The 16,275-nt window shown below is 65.2% G+C and carries 11 protein-coding genes; 1 reads left to right on the top strand and 10 read right to left on the bottom strand.

Annotated elements, in window-relative coordinates:
• Positions 1-20: 20 nt before the first annotated feature.
• The 8 genes from tmk to tnpC form a co-directional block, all read right to left on the bottom strand.
• Positions 21-635: a dTMP kinase gene (gene tmk / locus OHA68_RS33705; RefSeq protein ID WP_327103852.1), complete on the bottom strand. Its 615-nt coding sequence runs from the start codon at positions 633-635 to the stop codon at positions 21-23.
• Positions 635-2,104 carry a B12-binding domain-containing radical SAM protein gene (locus tag OHA68_RS33700; protein WP_327103851.1) on the bottom strand — a complete coding sequence of 490 codons (1,470 nt, stop codon included), beginning with the start codon at positions 2,102-2,104 and terminating at the stop codon, positions 635-637. Before OHA68_RS33700 ends, tmk begins: the two co-directional genes overlap by 1 nt.
• Positions 2,064-2,861: a DNA glycosylase family protein gene (locus OHA68_RS33695; protein ID WP_327103850.1), complete on the bottom strand. Its 798-nt coding sequence runs from the start codon at positions 2,859-2,861 to the stop codon at positions 2,064-2,066. The genes OHA68_RS33700 and OHA68_RS33695 overlap by 41 nt, the downstream gene beginning before the upstream one ends.
• Before the next feature lie 245 nt (positions 2,862-3,106).
• Positions 3,107-3,709: a hypothetical protein gene (locus OHA68_RS33690; protein ID WP_327103849.1), complete on the bottom strand. Its 603-nt coding sequence runs from the start codon at positions 3,707-3,709 to the stop codon at positions 3,107-3,109.
• A gap of 23 nt (positions 3,710-3,732) precedes the next feature.
• Complete coding sequence (locus OHA68_RS33685; protein ID WP_327103848.1) at positions 3,733-3,945, bottom strand: hypothetical protein; 213 nt, start codon at positions 3,943-3,945, stop codon at positions 3,733-3,735.
• A gap of 71 nt (positions 3,946-4,016) precedes the next feature.
• On the bottom strand, positions 4,017-4,400 hold the full coding sequence (locus OHA68_RS33680) for a hypothetical protein (RefSeq protein WP_327103847.1): 384 nt from the start codon (positions 4,398-4,400) through the stop codon (positions 4,017-4,019).
• A 151-nt stretch (positions 4,401-4,551) separates the two neighbouring features.
• A complete protein-coding gene (locus tag OHA68_RS33675) occupies positions 4,552-5,400 on the bottom strand; it encodes a helix-turn-helix domain-containing protein (protein WP_327103846.1) in 849 nt (282 codons plus the stop codon).
• Between the two features lie 306 nt (positions 5,401-5,706).
• Complete coding sequence (gene tnpC / locus OHA68_RS33670; protein WP_327103845.1) at positions 5,707-6,747, bottom strand: IS66 family transposase; 1,041 nt, start codon at positions 6,745-6,747, stop codon at positions 5,707-5,709.
• Here tnpC and OHA68_RS33665 point away from each other — a divergent pair.
• A complete protein-coding gene (locus tag OHA68_RS33665) occupies positions 6,730-6,951 on the top strand; it encodes an ATP-binding protein (protein WP_327103844.1) in 222 nt (73 codons plus the stop codon). The genes tnpC and OHA68_RS33665 overlap by 18 nt on opposite strands.
• A gap of 710 nt (positions 6,952-7,661) precedes the next feature.
• Here OHA68_RS33665 and OHA68_RS33655 read toward each other — a convergent pair.
• Positions 7,662-8,165 (bottom strand): DUF4265 domain-containing protein, encoded by a 504-nt coding sequence (locus tag OHA68_RS33655; RefSeq protein WP_327103843.1) that lies wholly within the window; start codon positions 8,163-8,165, stop codon positions 7,662-7,664.
• A 98-nt stretch (positions 8,166-8,263) separates the two neighbouring features.
• Complete coding sequence (locus OHA68_RS33650) at positions 8,264-16,183, bottom strand: polymorphic toxin-type HINT domain-containing protein (RefSeq protein ID WP_327103842.1); 7,920 nt, start codon at positions 16,181-16,183, stop codon at positions 8,264-8,266.
• Positions 16,184-16,275: the final 92 nt, after the last annotated feature.

Below are 16,275 nucleotides of genomic sequence, written 5' to 3'. Positions count from 1 at the left end.
GCCACGCACCTTGCTGCCGACTACGCCTGCTGAATGCGTGACAGTAGCGTACTGGCGTGGCAGGAGATGGCCTGGACGGCGGCTTGAGGTGAAAACTCCCCGGTGTCCATTCTGAACGTCGGAAATCCGTCATCGGCCAGGACTACGGTCAGCTCGTCGTACATGGCCACCTCAGGGCCGCTGGAGCCGTCGTGCTCGAACCGCGAGTGGGCGCCGCGCGTCCGCAGCCGCGCTTCCAGCACATGCGGGGCGGCAGTGACGATGACCGCCACGTCTGGGCGGCGGGCTGGTCTGTTCAAGTGGCGGACGTAGTCCAGAGGGACGCCATCGAGGACCTGCAGTACGTACGAGGACGGTACGTAACGGTCACACAACACCACCTCGCCGCGCGCCAGGGCAGGCTCGACCTCCTCAGCCAGGTGGTGGAAGCGGTCGGCTGCGACCAGGCATGCCAGGGACATGCCATGAAAGGCACTGGTGAGCTCGCGGGCGGCGCGGCCGAGCAGCCCGCCGGACGGCTCACGGGTGAGGTGGACGCTGTGGCCGACGCTTTGGAAGGCGGCGCCCAGCATGGGCAGCAGGGTCGACTTGCCGGCACCGCCAGGCCCGTCGATGGTGACGAACAGGCCGGACATCAGTGCCTCCCGATGGGGTGGGTGCGGGCGTGCTGTTCGCGGGCCAGTTCGGCGAGGTGGCGGTGGATCTCCTCCTCGCCGGCCTCGCCGAATTGCAGGCCGGAGGAGAAGTTGAACTCGTCACGGCCACGGATCGCTTCGTCATCGCCGCCAAGATCAACAGGAGCGTAGGCGAGTAACTGCTCGGCGGTGTATCGGCCGGTGGCCATGAGCCGCCCCCACTCCGGCGTTCCCGGGTACGGGCGGAACTGGAAAACGGACACCCGGAACGTTCCAGAACGACGGTCGGCCACCTTCCATAGGCGGTGGATCAGATCGACCGTTTGCAGCAGCTCGCACCGGCTCTCATCTGGGAAGCCAAGGATGAAGTACCCCTTGACATTGATGCCACGAGTCACTAACCGATCCACGACCGATAGCACCATGCCCGGCGTGATGCGCTTATCGATGTAGGACAGGACTCGCTCGCTCCCGGATTCGACACCGAGGGCCACTTCGCGCAGCCCGCACGCGGCCAACTGGGCGAGGCGGTCGTCGCCGCACCGGTCCAGCACGTTTATCCGGCCGGTCGCGTCCCACACCGCCCACCGCCCGACGTCGGCCCGGTCGAAGGCGGCCGTCATCTGGTCGATGACGCGGCCGGCGCCGAGGAACAGGTCGTCGACGAACCGGAACGCCCTCACCGCGTACCGGTCGCGGAGCTGCTGCATCTCGGCGATGATGTTGTCTGGTTCGCGGACGCGGATCGTCACATCCGGGTTGGCAGAGACCGCGGCGCCACAGAACGAACAGTCGTAGGGGCAGCCACGGGCGCCCACCATGTTCGCTTCGATGAGCCCGTTGTCGGCCGTGTATGGGTCCTGCGCGAGGTAGGCGCGGTCAACGAATGGGAGAGCGTTGATGTCAGGTGCCAGGTGGTGTCCGGCGCCAGGGCGGCCGCCCGTGACGGGTCGGCCGAGGAGCGGGTCGACCCACATCACGCCGGGCAGGTCGGCGCGGGCGCGGTGGTCGGCCAGTAGTTCGACCACGCGGGTTTCCGCCTCGCCGAGGATGAGCGCATCGCAGTGGGCCATGCGCGGGTCCGCAAGGATCCGTTGCGGCATCGCCTTCGCGTGGTGTCCGCCGGCCATGACCCGGATGCCGGGATCGAGGGCGGACGCGATGGCAGCGGTCAGCTCGTAGGTGGGGGCGAGAAGGTTGAATCCCGCCCAGCGAGGACGTGCCTGGTTGACGGCGGCGATGGTCTCATCAACGGGCAGGCCCGCGGCCTCGGCGTCCAGGACGCCCACGTGGTAGCCGCGGCTGGCGGCGTAGGTGGCGATGTAGGCCATGCCGAGCACGGGCAGCGTGTAGTCGTTGACGCGGGGCCGGGCACGGTAGTCGCGCAGGGGCGCGTTCACGAGCAGCAGGTCGAGTTGCCTGCCGGGTTCAGTGCGCGGGGTTCCTTGGATGAGCGGGTTGATGCACACGTTGGTCTCCCCAGGCGAGGGTAAGAGCGGTCAGGGTGGACAGGTGCGGCCCGGCCAGGGCGCGCCAGAGGGCGGCGAAGCCGGGGTCATCGTCGGGCCATGCCGTGGCCGGGTCGGCGCGGCGGGCCCAGGTGCGTACGGCAAGGTCGCCGTACGGGTAGACGGAGAAATCGCCGGTGTGATCGGCGACCGCGGCTCCAGCGGTCCATGGACCGATCCGCGGCACTGTCTGCAGCGCCTTGACCAGGACATCGGCGGGCATGGTCACCCACTCGTCGCGGCAGCGCAGGTAGGTGTCGGCGGCGGCATGCAGGGGCCGGCATTTGAACGCCATCCCGAGGCCGGCGAACTGCTCGGCGGGCATGGCGAGGATCTGTTCCGCAGAAGGGGGCAGGCACGCCAGCCCGGCGGGCTGCCCGGCTGTGTCGAGTAGCTCCCGGTACATCGTTCGGGCCTGTGAGGCTCGGATGACCTGCCGGATGATGGCCGTGGCCAGTGCATCCCACAGGTCAGCGTTGCCGACCCGCTGGACGGGAGCCGACTCATTCAACGCGCGGGCCAGACCGGCGGGCAGGTGGAGATCCGCCAACGTGACGGGGTCGTAGATGTCCAGTCGGGGAGGCGGGCCGCCGCCGTCGAGTAGGACCGGCCGGTACGTCGGCGTGGCCTGGATCAGCCAGGTCCCGGCCGGGGTGCGCATGGCGCGCGCAGGCTGTGAGTACATCTCCCAGCTGGGGTGGTCGAGCATCCACCTCATGAGCGTTGGTCTCCAATACGTGGTGCCTTGCGGTTCACGTGCAAGAGTGTGATGCCCCAGCTCACGCACGACCAGGTTTCTGGCTTCGCGGGCCGGGTGGTGTTGTGGTGCGGGCTGCGCGTGTGTTGGTGGCCCTGCCCTTCCGGTCGGAAGAGCAGGGCCACCCGTTCCCGTGTCCGCGCTGCTGGGACCGGGGTCGAATGCCCGGCTCCCGCGATCCACGGCAGAAGGAGGAGCCGGTCTGTCTAGGTGACGGCCTTCATACCGTGCAGGTGAACCACCTGGCAGGTGGCCAGCGCACCACGGAGATGTGCGGCTGGGCCGGAGTTCCAGGGGACGAATACGTTGTGGCCGTACAGGACAGGCGTGAGGTCACGGCCGGGACGGTACAGGTCGGCGAGCACCCCGGCAGGCATCGCGGCGGCCACGGTAAACAGGGTGGCATTGTCCTGCAGCATCGGGCACTGCTTGAGCGCGTCGTCGACGCAGCCGGCGCAGGTGGGTGGGGCGTTGGTGCGCCCGCTGTCCGCGCCCGTCGCCTCGAACACCGTCTCGGTGAGCAGCCAGGAGACGCGGCCGGACTCAACGTCGACGGCGGGTTGACCGCACACCTGGCATCGCATGGCGTCCATGCATCGCCACTGTCGCAGGGTGTTGAGCTTCTTCATCCGCTCAGGGCCGCGCACGTCGTCGGGTCGGTCGCGTAGGTCGAGCACACGAGCTCGCAGGATCCCGTCAATCCTGTCGCTCTGTCTGGACGTCTTGTATGCGAGTCGTAGGGCACCTTCTCGGCGATGCGGCTCGAAGTGGATCGGGTCGTCGACGAGTTCGTTCGCGAACGCGATCACGTATGGGATTGTGATATAGCCGATCATGTGAGGCCGCCCGTCTGGAACGGGATGATCCTCGGCTTCCACGAGGAGGCAACCCGCAACGCGATGCCTTCGATCACAGTGTCGGCGACCGTGGCCGCTGTGGCGGTCTCGCGGGTGCGCCGGTGCGTGAACAGAAAGCCGCCGGACTGGTCGAGTGCGACATCGCATTCGGAAACCTCTGGCTCAGGGGCGTCGGAGGGGAAGGTCATACAGCAGTACGACGTGGCGAAAGGAACCGTCCGCCGGGCCGTTGCGTTGCTGCGAGAGCAGGACTGGGTGGTCACGGTGGAGAAACGCGGCAGTTACGTCTTCCCGCTGGAGGACTGGCCGAAGGCTGATGTGCCACGGACATGGAACCGACGAGGGCCGACTGCCACGCGAGAGTGGCCGCGAGGGTGACGGCGTCCGACTCCAGGATCGTGGTGGCCGCGTTGGCGGCTTGCATCTCGTCTGTGAGCGGCCCGCCGTACACGGCGAGCCACCGCTGCCGGCCGGACTCATCTCTGCTGCGGCTGATGGCCCAGCCGGGATAGGTGTTCTGCAATGCGGACAACTCACGGAGTTCGAACGGTTCGCGGGCAGCGGCGGCGCGGGCGGCTACCGCGGCTCTCGCGACCGCGCTGTGGAGGTCGAGGGCGGCCTGAGTTGAGGCGTCGTTGAGCACGGCGATTTCCTCACGAGCGACGTAGGTGGTGACCACATTGAGCCAGGCGGGTGGCGCGGTCCCGAGTGCCTGGCCTGCGATGGCGTTCGCCGTTGACGTTAGAGAGTTGCGTCGTTGCAGCTCAACGAAGTTTCGATATGTTTCTTAAAGATCAGCCGTTGGCGTCGATCAGCCTCCTGGCGGCCTCCCCGTACAGGCACACCTCGGACAGGGCAGTGAACGCCTTCTCGTAGACGGCGATGTCGTCGGGCTTCTTGATGCGGAACTGAGCCGCCACCCCATCCACGCGGACCTCGGCGGTGTCGTAGAGCCAGAAGTTCTCCGGCGGCATCACCGGAGGGCGAACGTCTCGGGGCAGGATCCCCAGGGACACGTTCGGGTGGTCGTGGGTGTAGTCGGCGAGTCGTTCCCGCTGCTCCCGCATCTCACCCGCGTCCAGCATCGGCGTGTGGAGCGCCTGCTCGCCAAGCAGGAACACGAACCGGCGCACCCCGCCGATGCTGTCCTGCTGCGACATGCGGGCGGCCACGGCGCGATCCAGGTCGTCCGGGATGCCGCGGAAGGCGATGATGGTCCCGAGGTGGGAGCGGGCGTACGCCTCCGTCTGGAGCAGGCCGGGGATCGCAGAGTGCTGCCACACCCGTAGCTGGGTGGTGCGCTCATAGAGTCCGACGAACGCCTCCTGGATCTGGCCGAGCCCCGTCTTCTCCAGGCGCCGCCATTCGGTGTACATGCTGTCGATGTTGCGCACCTGCGCTATCAGGTCGGGGATCTCATGGTCGGCACCGCATGCGGTCGCCCATGCCTTGATGTCGTCGATGGTGGGGAGTTGGGTCGCATTCTCGATTTTGCTGATGCGGGCTTTGCGGCCAGGCCATCCCATGGCGTCGGCGAGTTGGTCGCCGGTCATGGTGTTGCCATTGGCAGGGTGGAGGCGGAGTTCTCTCAGCCGGTCGGCGAGTGTCTTCCGTGCTTCGTTGATCTTCTCTGTGCTGGCCATGTAAGGACCTCCCGGGCTGGGCATCTGTGTGCTCGACGCTACGCCGGGGAAGGACTCCCGTCAGGATGTTTCGCGAAGATTTTTAAGAAACTCGCCCTCGGCGCCTTACGCCTGACCGGAGTCGGCAACATCGCCCAGGCCATCCGCCACATGTCCCGCGATGCCGCCCGTGCCCTCACCGTCCTCGACCTCACACGAGCGAAGAACAGGACAAAACGTCACTATTAGCGCCATGTCCGCCACCTGACACGGGAATCTGTGGGTAAGCATTCAGAAGAGTCTGTGACGCTGGGTGATTCGAGCTGATCAGGCGTCGAGTGCGACGGGTGGCATCCACAGGTTGCCGGTGAAGGCGCGGTGGATCGCGTCGAAGGCTGGCAGGCCGTGCTTGCGGGCGCTGTCGAGGTAGGAGCGGATAGTCAGCCAGACGGCGGCTCCGGTCTCGGACTGATGGCAGCCCGAGATCTTCACCTGCGTCTTCACCGGACGGAGCGCCCTTTCCGCCGCGTTGTTCGTGAACGGCACCCAGCTGGGGAAATCGGCGAAACGCAGCACGTCACAGGCCCGCCGTTGAAGACGTTCCAGCAGGTTCCGGGCCGGGGACTGTTTGCGCCCGGACACGCGGGGATGCAACGACAGCCCGACGCGCAGGCCGTGGTGGAAGGACTTGAGGTAAACCCTGGCTCGCTCGGGTGGAATCTCGGTCAGCCCATCCGCGCGGGCCTCGCCGGCCTGCTTGTTCAGCTCCGCCAGAGCCCAGCGGATCTGTCCGGGCCACCACTGGCCGGGGTGGTCCTCGGCCGCGGCGGTCAGCTCTCTGACCAGGTGAGATCCACACAGTTGGTGCCGGGCGTCGGGGTAGCCGTCATACAGCGACAACGAGTCGTGGACCAGCACGCCGCGGAAATCGGGCAGGATGCCGAGGGCGTTCACGCCGTCGCGGGAGCGCTCGCCCAAGCCGAGCAGCGTCAACCGGCTGGTGCAGGCCACGTGCAGCCAGCGCCGCGTCGTCCCGATCCTCGTGGTGGTCTCATCGACGTGCAGCACATGGGCGAGCGTGAGGAGGGCACGGATCAGCTTGACACTGTCGGTGACCAGCAGCGCGGCCTCAGCAACGATCGAACTCACCCAGCCGGGTGACACGCGGGCTCCGGTGACGTCGGCTATCAGCTGAGCGCAGCGCTCCACCGGCACATGCTGGAACACCAGCAGATAGGCGGCCAGCGCGCGCAGGTTCGGCCCGTACAACGACGGGGACCCCGCCACCTGCCCAGGCATGTCCGCGCCGGTGACAGCGCCGCACCCGCCGCACCGGCAGCGATGCGCCCGGTGCTCGGTCACCGTCACGGTGACCAGGGGAATGTCGCGGACCTGGCGGCGCGAGTAGCCGACGCCGGCTCCTCCACCACCACGCCCGCCGTCCGCGCCTCTGCCCTCGCCGACGATGGAGGCAGGGGACTGTGGCTGGTGGACACACTTGCCGACGAGTGGGGATTCCAACACGACAAGACAGGCGGACTGGCCTGGTTCCGCCTGACCGAACACGACTGACCTCCGGACGCCGCCCTTTTGGCAGGTGGAAGCGGTCTTAACTAGTCAGTACGCGTGCGTCGTCTGGTGTGCCCGACTCCGGGCTGTCGGCGAACCTTTCGCCAGCGGGTTCCGGGGGCTGCTGCGCCGCTATCAGCGCTGGACCGTCCGCCTAGCTATGCAGATCGCAGCTGCGATCAAGGAGTTAGCCAGGCATGCTGCCACGCGTACCTTGCAAGTCCTGGCCATCCCGGTCACGTTCGAGGCCCTCTACAGGCCGTCAGACACCGCTGAGTGACCTCACCTCAGGTGTCCGTGCTACAAGGAGAAGCTCAGCACGCTGCGCTACCGACTCCTGCATCTGCCGGCCAAGCTCACCCGCCACGCCCGCCGCCGGACCCTGACCATCAGCCGCGACTGGCCCTGGCGGGACGCCTTCCTCACCTGCTGGAAGCGCCTGACCGCACTTCCCCCGCCCCGGCCTGACCCTCAGGCCCCGGCATCCCCGCGACGAAAGGAAGGAACCCGAACACCTCCGGCCTTTGGAACCGGACGCAGCCGCAGCGACACGCGAAGGCCCGGCCTCACCACCCAGAGGACAAGCGGGCAGCAACCGGACACTCAATCAAACGATCAGCACCCCTGAAGAATCGAGGTTCAGGCTCGGTAAGCGTAACAAAAAACTCCTCGCACCCCTCATCAGCGATCTTAACCTGCGATGTATTCAAATCTTATGGCGCCCTAAATGGCTCAGCATCCCCCCATTCCCAGAAGGCTATCCCTTGTTCGACATAACCATGCACAAGGCGTATTAGATAATCAACGTTGATGCCTACAGGAATATCTATAGCTACATGGCGATCCCCACTCCACTCGAAAAGAAGACCACCCGCCCTAGCTGCCGCGTTAAGCGAATTCACAATTTCAGCGAGACGGTCGCTTTTGAGTTCTGGGATTAGTAGCACACGAAGGACTCTTCGCCCTGACGGGTACACCAAAGAATCAACCAAGGAACCATCGGAAGATATGCTTACCAGATCCTCCAAGGCAAGCCCATAGACCCGAAATGGAATGCATCGAACTTCATATACTCCGCCACCTAGATCACCTAGCCACATTTGCTCGAAAAGGCTAGAAAACCCAAAGGGCGCGAGGTCGACCCTGGCGATGTAGTTCTGCTTGGCCGCCTTTGCTGGGGCATCATGCACAATAAACTTAGGCTCAGCTACGCCCACGGCGAACTCCTCGCATCCTAGTTGACTATGGCCAGGCACCTCCACGGGATCAATGGAGACACCTGACCATTCTAGCCCAAGTCATTCTTCGCGTCCCGTTACCACCACGGCGGAGGGAAGGGACCGACATAGTTCGGAGGAGGATTCAGGGGTTGTGGCCTAGAGCCTTTAGAACTATTGCAAAACGTACAGGCGGGTGTTGTATTTGCATCGGTCAAATCGCCACCATTAACTCGCGGTTGAACATGATCGATACCTGTCGCTGGATTCGTTCGACACCAAGAACATAGCGGCCCTGTGCTTCCAGGACGGGCATTTACGCCGACATCATACTTGCGCAACACATCTGGAGGAATCTTCTTTCTTGCGCCCGGCCCGCCGCTAGATCCGACCGGAATTTCATAAATTGGTTCGCCATTCGGACCGATCGCCGGGCACGGACCAGAATTGTGAACGAGTACCGGCGTGGCCCCCGCTAGCACATAGTACGTGTGCAGGTCACCTACGGCCATGTTGTGGACCCGTTGGACGGCGGTCCACTGCTTGATTGCCTTAACCTGGACGTAGGTTCCGGCGGAGGTGCGTAGCCACATGCCTGGCTCGAGGTCTGTGGCGTTGACCCACTGCTTCAGAGCCGGGGCCCAGAAGGGGTGGCCTTCAGTCGCGACCATCGTGCTGCTCGCGTCGCCGGTGCTGAGGCTTATTTGGACGAGGTGTTTGCTCTCCGCGCTCGTCATGACCGCAGTGACTGGCTCAGCCCTGGTCTCTCCGGTTTCAGGGTCCGTTGCGAGCACCTTGTCGCCGACTTTTAAATCCTCGATCCGCTTCCGGGTGCCATCGGCCATGAGAACTTCTGTTCCCGGGACGAAACTGTGACATGAGACAACAACGTCCCCCTTACCGAAGATCTTTTTCCCTATTCTTTCCCCTGCCTTTATCGCCAACTTGCCCAGCTTAGTGATTGGAATCAGCCCTACAGCAGCCATTCCACAATCGCCCGCACTACCATCCTTGCACCCGAGAGCGTCCCCCAAGAAGATATCGACATACGGAGCGTAGCCAGCCTTCGCAGCGTCATAAAGTGAAGGATCCGTGAATCTGGCCGTCAGATCTGGCGCATCGTTTTCGCACCCGTATCCGATACATATTTCATCATTCTTAGGTAGATCGACTGGCTTGATCGAGGTGGAGCAATCCCACCCATCACAACGGGTTCCGCTGCTGGGGCCGCTTGATTCGGTAACACCACCGCTGGGGGTTCCACCTATGGCGTTCTGGTGGCCTGACCAGCTGACATTACAAGCGCCGGTGGTGCACTTGCGGTCGATAACCTCTTGCTTGGTAGGTGGATCCCGGTCAACCGTTACATTGTTCGGGTCATTCTTTATCTGTTGCGGAGTAGGCCACGGCTCTTTTTTCCTCGGCCGCTCATCCTTCGGCCGGTTGGTGTTATTGGTCTGCCTCGGCTTGGTCTGTGTGGGGTTGGTCGGCGTGGGGTTATGGGCGTTGCGCTGCTTCGGATTCCGGGGAGTTGATCTTTCGATGGGTTCGACCGTGCCGACGCCGCCCTTGGGCTGGTTGGATGGGGGAGGAGGCGGAGGAGGACAGCGCTCGACTGGGGGTGAAGGCGAATAGGAGGCCTGCACCCAGGTTGAATAGGGAATTCGGCATGGAACACCTGGAGCGTGTCCGGTGGGGTCGACATGGCGGAGTGGGTTGGCGTTGCCGTAGGTGTAGCGGTTTGCCTGCACCGAAGGTGAGGGGGCGAGGGTCCAGTCGTCGCGGGAGGCGAAGCTGCCCGTTCCTGGCTGGTACCACCGGGCGTGCATGTTGACCTTGCCGGTGTCCGGGTCGGTGTATTCGCCTTGGTAGCCGAGTGCGCGTTGTTCACCGGTACGCGCGATGACGGCGCCGAAGGGGTCGTACGCGGTGGAGTCGACCAACGCTGTGCCGGTGAAGGTGGCCACCATGTCCCCGTGCTGGTCGCTCATCACGCCGAGGGCGGGACTGTTCCCCTCTTGAAGTCCGAGCAGTTGCCCGAACGGGTCGCGTCCATAGCGAGCCTGTGTGGCGCCGACCGCATTGGTGATCGCGGCGAGCTTGTTGCTGGCGCCGGAGTAGCGGAACTTGTCGACCTGCACGCCCCTGGTTCGGGTCGTCATGCGGCCCAGGCTGTCGTAGCTGTAGGTGGCCTCGCCGTCGGAGATGAGTTGGCCGAAGGCGTCGAAGGTGAGGTTGGTGACCGTTCCGTCCTTGGTCTGACTCGCCAGGGTGCCACGGGGTGTGTAGGTGTAGTCGGTGCCGTCGCCGCTGGTCAGGCGGTTGCGTTCGTCATAGGTGTAGGTCTTGTCGCCGGCTTTGACGCGGTTGCCGGCGTCGTCCCACGCGTAGTCGGTGACGGTGCTGTCCGGCCGGGTCCACGACGTGAGTCGACCGGCGTGGTCGTAGGCGTAGGTGTTGCTGCCTGCCCCGGCCGTTCCTGTGCTGGTCTTGCGGGTGAGGTTGCCGTCGTCGTCCCACTCGTAATCGATCTTGGCGAGTTGGGTGCCGGTGCTGTTCTTCAGCGTATGGGCGGTGGGTTGGTTGATGGCGTCGTAGGTGTAGGTCTGAGTGGTGGTGGGACCGGTTGAGGAGATGCGGGTCAGGCGGTCGGCGTCGTCGTAGCCGTAGGTGCTGGTGCGTCCGGTGACCGGGTCCACCGCCGTGGCCAGCCTGTTGGCGTTGTCCCAGGTGAAGGTGGCGGTTCCTGCCGCGTCCACGCGTTGCAGGGGGTTGCCCACCGCGTCGTAGTTGTACGTCGTGGCGGGTGTGGACGCGGATGAGATCGAGATCAGCAGGCCGCGGTCGTTGTACTCCAGGCTTTGGTCGCCGGCCGTGATGGTGCGGCCCGCCAAGTCGTAGCCGTAGGTCTTGTCGGCGCTGGCGGCTTCGGCTCCGCTGCCGGTGACCTTGGTGAGCTGACCGAGGTGATCGAAGGTGCGATCGACGCGTACCCCACCGGGTTCGAGGGTTCCGACGTTGTTGCCTGCCGCGTCGTAGGTGTGGGTCCAGGTACGGTCAGCGGCGGCGGGATGGGCGGTGGTGGCGGGCTCGGCCTGCGTTTCCATCAGCCCGAGACTGTTGTAGGTGGTCCAGGTGGTGTTGCCGCGACCGTCGGTCAGGCGAGTGCGGGCGCCGGTGGCGTCGTAGCCCACCGTGGTGGTGATCGATCGGCCGTCCGAGACGGGTTCGATGATCTCGGTCAGCTTGTCGGTGGCGTCGAAGGTGCGGCGGGTGGTGTGCCCTTCTCCTGACGTGGACCGGATCGGGTTGGAGGCCAGGTCGTACTCGATGCTCTGCGTGCGGACCGTGGAGCCGACATCGTTGAGATCCTTGACCGTGCTCATCCGTCCGGCGAGGTCGTACTCGACCGCAGTCGCGTTGCCGAGCGGGTCGCTGGACTTGGTCTGGCGGCCTGCCAGGTCGTAGACGGCGGTGGAGGTGTGGTTCAGCGGGTCGGTGGTCGAAAGGACTTCACCGGCGGCGTTGGGCACGTACGTAGTGGTCTTGTTCCCCGGCTGGATCACCTTGGTGAGGTGACCGGCGGTGTTGTATTCCAGCTTGGTGGTGTAGACGGCGCTGGTGGGACGGCGCTCAATCTGGGTGCTCGTGATCAGACGGCCCAGGTCGTCGTAGGTGCTCTGGTCACGGGCCCCGGTCGGATCCACGGTGGCCAGCGGCTCACCGAGAAGGTCGTATTCCGTGAGCCATTGCCCGGCTTGCTGCCCCTGTGGAGCGGGATCGGTGATGCGCACGGCATTGCCCAGGGCGTCGTATTCGACACCGGTGACCTGACCGCGCGCGTCGGTGGTGCTGATCACGCGCCCGGCGGGGTCGTAGGTGATGGCGGTCCTGGGAGTGAGCGCCGTACCGCCAGGCGGCGTGTACGGCGTTCCGGTCGTGGATGTGACCCGCCCGGCTCTGTCGTACCCGGTGGCTGCGGTCCTGCCCTCAGCGTCCACCACATGGCTTCGCTCGCCGGCGTTGGTGTAGCCGAACCGGGTGGTCGGCCGCCCAGGCTCTGTCGTGCCGGCCTTCTCGATCCGCACTTCCGGTGCCTTGACCTCGATGAGCTGACCCACGATGTCATAGCGGTACGAGGTGGCGAAGGCAGCGGACGTTGCACCGTCCGCATTGCCGCGAGGGTCGGTCACCTGAGTGACCAGCCCACGATCGTCCACGTTCCAGGTCGTCGTCAGATCGTCGGCGCCGTTGTCCACCGTGGACCGAATGAGCTGGTCATCCTTGTTGTAGCCGAAAGAAGTGCTCTCGGTACGGGTGCTGCCGTTGGCGGTCAGTGTTTGAGCGGTGATGTTGCCGTTGCCGTCATAAGCAAAGGCGGTCTTACGGCGCAGCGTCGACGGGTCGAAGGTTTGCGACGTCAGCATACCTGCCGCGTCGTAGACATAGTCTGTACGAACTGTGCTGCCGCTGCCCTCCTCACTGGTCAGATAACCGGCCGCGTCATAGGTGAGTGAACTCAGCACCACATTCCGACCCGTGTCGGATCCGTTGAGTTTGGCATTCTCCGCGGTGACCTTCGAAAGCCGATTGTCGCCGAAATAGGAATAAGAGGTCTTGCGCTTCATGGCATCCACGTGAGACGCGAGCCGACCGGCCGCGTCATATGACCACGCCTCCAACACCTCGTCCCGGGCTGGCTGGGGGGCGACAGGGCTGCCGGTCCAGCCCTTCAGCGTGCGGGTGATCAGCTCGCCACGTGTGGAATAGCCGTTCTCCACAACCGTGCCGACAGCGTCGGTGACGCGAACGATCGCGCCGGTGTGATCCCACACATTGCGTACCACACCGCCCTCAGGCCCGGTCTCGGTCTCAATACGCCCATGCGTGTCATAGGTGAAGGTGGTGGTGCGCTCCGCATCTCCGCCCGTAAGATCCGCCAGCGTCTCGGTCAGCAGATTGCCATCAGGATCGTAGGTGTAGCGCAATTGCGGGGTGTGAACGCTATCGGCGATGTCGTTCTTGACAGCCGCGCCTGTCTCGCTCACCACCCGCCCGAGCCCGTCGTAGGCGAAGCTCTTGGTCACCCCATCGGGGTTCGCCGTCGAGGTCACCGTCTGGGAGATGATCCGCCCCAGCCCATCATGCGCGTAATTGGTGACAAGGCCCTCGCGGTCGGTCTGCTCAGCGGTATCGCCTGCTGCGGTGTAGCGATAGCTCCAACTGTTGCCTCTGGCATCCGTACGGCTCTTCAGCAGGCCGGCAGGCTGGGTCTCTCCGCCGACTGCCGCTTCGCTGCCGTCGGTGTAGGCGGTGCTGATGGAGCGCCCCGTAGGGAATTCCAGAGTGACCGGGCCGGTCTGCTTCGTCGGCTCGCCGTACGCGTCGTACTCGTAGGTGGTGAGGTATCTGTCGTCGGTCTCGCTGGACGATCGCGCGTCTCTGAAGGTGAGTTGGCGACCGTTGCGCGGGTCGAACTCATCGTCCTTGTTGAAGTGATAGGTGGCGTAGTGAATTTGGCAGTTACCGCCGGTGCGACAGGACCTGGCTCTGAGCGCGTTGCCGCGTTTATCATTCCATCGCCGGGAGACGTTGCCATTGCGGTCGGTCGTCTTCGCCGGGAATCCGCCTGTGTCGTACGCGAACTCCGTCTTGAACGCGTGCTGGTCTTCCTCGTACACCAGTCGGAAGTTGCGTCCCCCGTCGTAGGCGTAAGTCACCGTGCCGTTGCGCGGGTCGGTCACCTTGACGGTCGCGACCTGGTTGACCCAGTCAGTCTCCGACTTGCCGACGGTCCAGGTACCGCCGTGCCGGTCGGTGTGCGTCTTGAGACGATCGGTAGCCGTGTCGTAGGTGTTCGACGCCCAGACCCGTCCAGACGGGAGCGTCATCCCCGCCAGCTTGTTCGGCACCTTTGTGCGAGCCGTGTAGTGGGCCTGGACTTCGGCGCTGGTCAGCGGCTTGCCGTACAGGGCGAACTCGTCGATCGAGCCGTTGAACGCGAAGACACCACGAGTCCTGGGCCCACCAGGGATGTCGGACCACGAGCTGCCCCGGTCACCGCTGCCGATGACAGCGTTCTCCCGGAACTCCGGATAAAGCTCGCCGTTGACCTCGCCCACCGACTGACCGTCGAGAAACATCTCCTGCCGCGTGCCGTCGACGTTGAGCACCACATGGTGCCACTGGTCATCCGTGACCGGCGCAGCGCTGGTGACCGGGGTGTACACCCACGACCCCGCGCTGTTCCTGATCTGCCCCAGCTGACCACGCAGAAGCCCGTCGGTCCCCACATAAAGGGCCGGCATGATCGCCCCGTCCCCACCGTTGAGCTCGCTGGCGGAGAAGATCATGCCGCTCTGCGCGGTCTTGAACCAGGTTTCGATGGACACCCGATCCCGCAGCCGGGCCAGCGTGAACAGCGGCAGTCGGACATGCGACCTGGTGAAGCCGGCCGCCGTGTCCGTGCTGCCCTCCAGCGCGCCGGGCCGCCCCACGGTGACATCGGTGTACTGGCCCGTTCCCCCGCTGACCTCGTTGGCCGCCGGCTCGAACCGCTTGTCGCCCAGCCGCCAGTACCCCACCGGCTCGGAGTCCAGCACGATGCTGCGATAGCGGGACCCGTCCGCGTAGGTGTAGCCGGTGCAGTTCGGTGCCGCGACCGGCGCGCACACCTGGGTCAGGTTGTCGCCCTCATAGCCGTAGGTCCAGGTGAGACTCTGTCCGTCCACCGGGTCGGTGGACACCGTCGCCACCCGAGGGCCGGACCAGGTGAAGTGCAACGAGCGACCGCCCACGCCGGTCGCCTTGGCGAGCTTGCCGTCGCTGCCGTACGTCAGCGTCTGCGCCCGCCCGCGAGCATCGGAGATCTTCGTCAGGCGACCCGAGGCGTTGAAGGAGAAGCTGGTCGACGACTGGTCCATCAACCGCCAGCCGCCGCCGTCGACATCCGACAGCGCGGCGTGCATCCCCGGCGGGGGCTGGTAACCGCCGTCCCCCTTGCTCGCGAACCGCACCCGGCGACCGTCAGGGTAGAAGACCAGCAGCCCGGTGACCGCCGAGCCCGCGCTCTCCGCCACGATCTTCATGTCCCACTGGGTCGACCAACCGGAGCCGAAGATCCCATCGGTGCGCGCTTCGAGACTGTTGTAGGTACGCGTCACCGAAAGCGGCGGCCCCGCGACGGCTACCTGCGCATCGATGACAGCGGTGGTGTAGTTGCCGGAGATCGGCGCGAACTCCTGACCGCCGCTGGCCCGCTCACCCAGGTGCGCCCCCGTCTGCGGCTGAGGCGCCCCCGTGGTGAACCGCTGCTTGTCCGTCCGCGCCGACCCCTCACCTCCCGGGTCGACGACGCGGGCCCACCACTCGTACTGTTTGCCCCACTCCAACTCACCCGCCGGCACCCGCCAGGTGTCCTTTCCCGCGAGCCTTCCCGACTCCACGCACTCCGGCGTCGGATCGGGTTCCGGGAATCCGCCGTCCTCCTCGTCTTCCTCCAGCACCTCACACACGGTGTAGAAGAAGTTGAAATCCGCCGATGACCCGCCGCCCCCGCTTGTCACCTGCACGCTCAGCAGCGGCGTGGCCTCCACCAGCGCTCCGTTTTCGGGCCAGAAGTCGTTGATGAGCGGAAAGCCCATCGCCGCTTGCCGATCGAGCTGCTCCGCCCGCTCAACGCCCCCGGGAAGCTTCGGCCCGGTGCTCTGCGAGGTGGCAACTCTGACCGACGGTCGCTTCTCCAACGGCAACGCCCCACGTACGGGACCGTCCTCAACCTCCGGCGACCCGCTGGACGCCTGAGTGACGGAGGTGTCCACCAGCGTCGGCAACCCAGCGGCCGTCCCGGTCATCTGCTTGGGAACGTCAAAGGGCCCCGTGGCCAGGAGCTCCCCGGCCTGTGCGACCGCCTGGGCTTGAACGGGCACCACAGGAAGAAACAGCAGACCAGGCAGCGATGCGGCCACCAGCAACGGAATCAAGCGCGGCGATCGAGCCCCCGACGAGAACCGGCGCATACGCCATCACACTCCGAACCACGAAGGACGCCAGCCAAGGCGTAGCCGTCACCCTTCGCCGCAGTGGAAGTACTCGTTCTCCGCGCAGCTCG

The sequence above is a fragment of the Nonomuraea glycinis genome, from assembly GCF_035920485.1.
GTDB classification, from domain to species: domain Bacteria; phylum Actinomycetota; class Actinomycetes; order Streptosporangiales; family Streptosporangiaceae; genus Nonomuraea; species Nonomuraea glycinis.
This window is presented reverse-complemented; position numbering and strand designations above follow the sequence as displayed.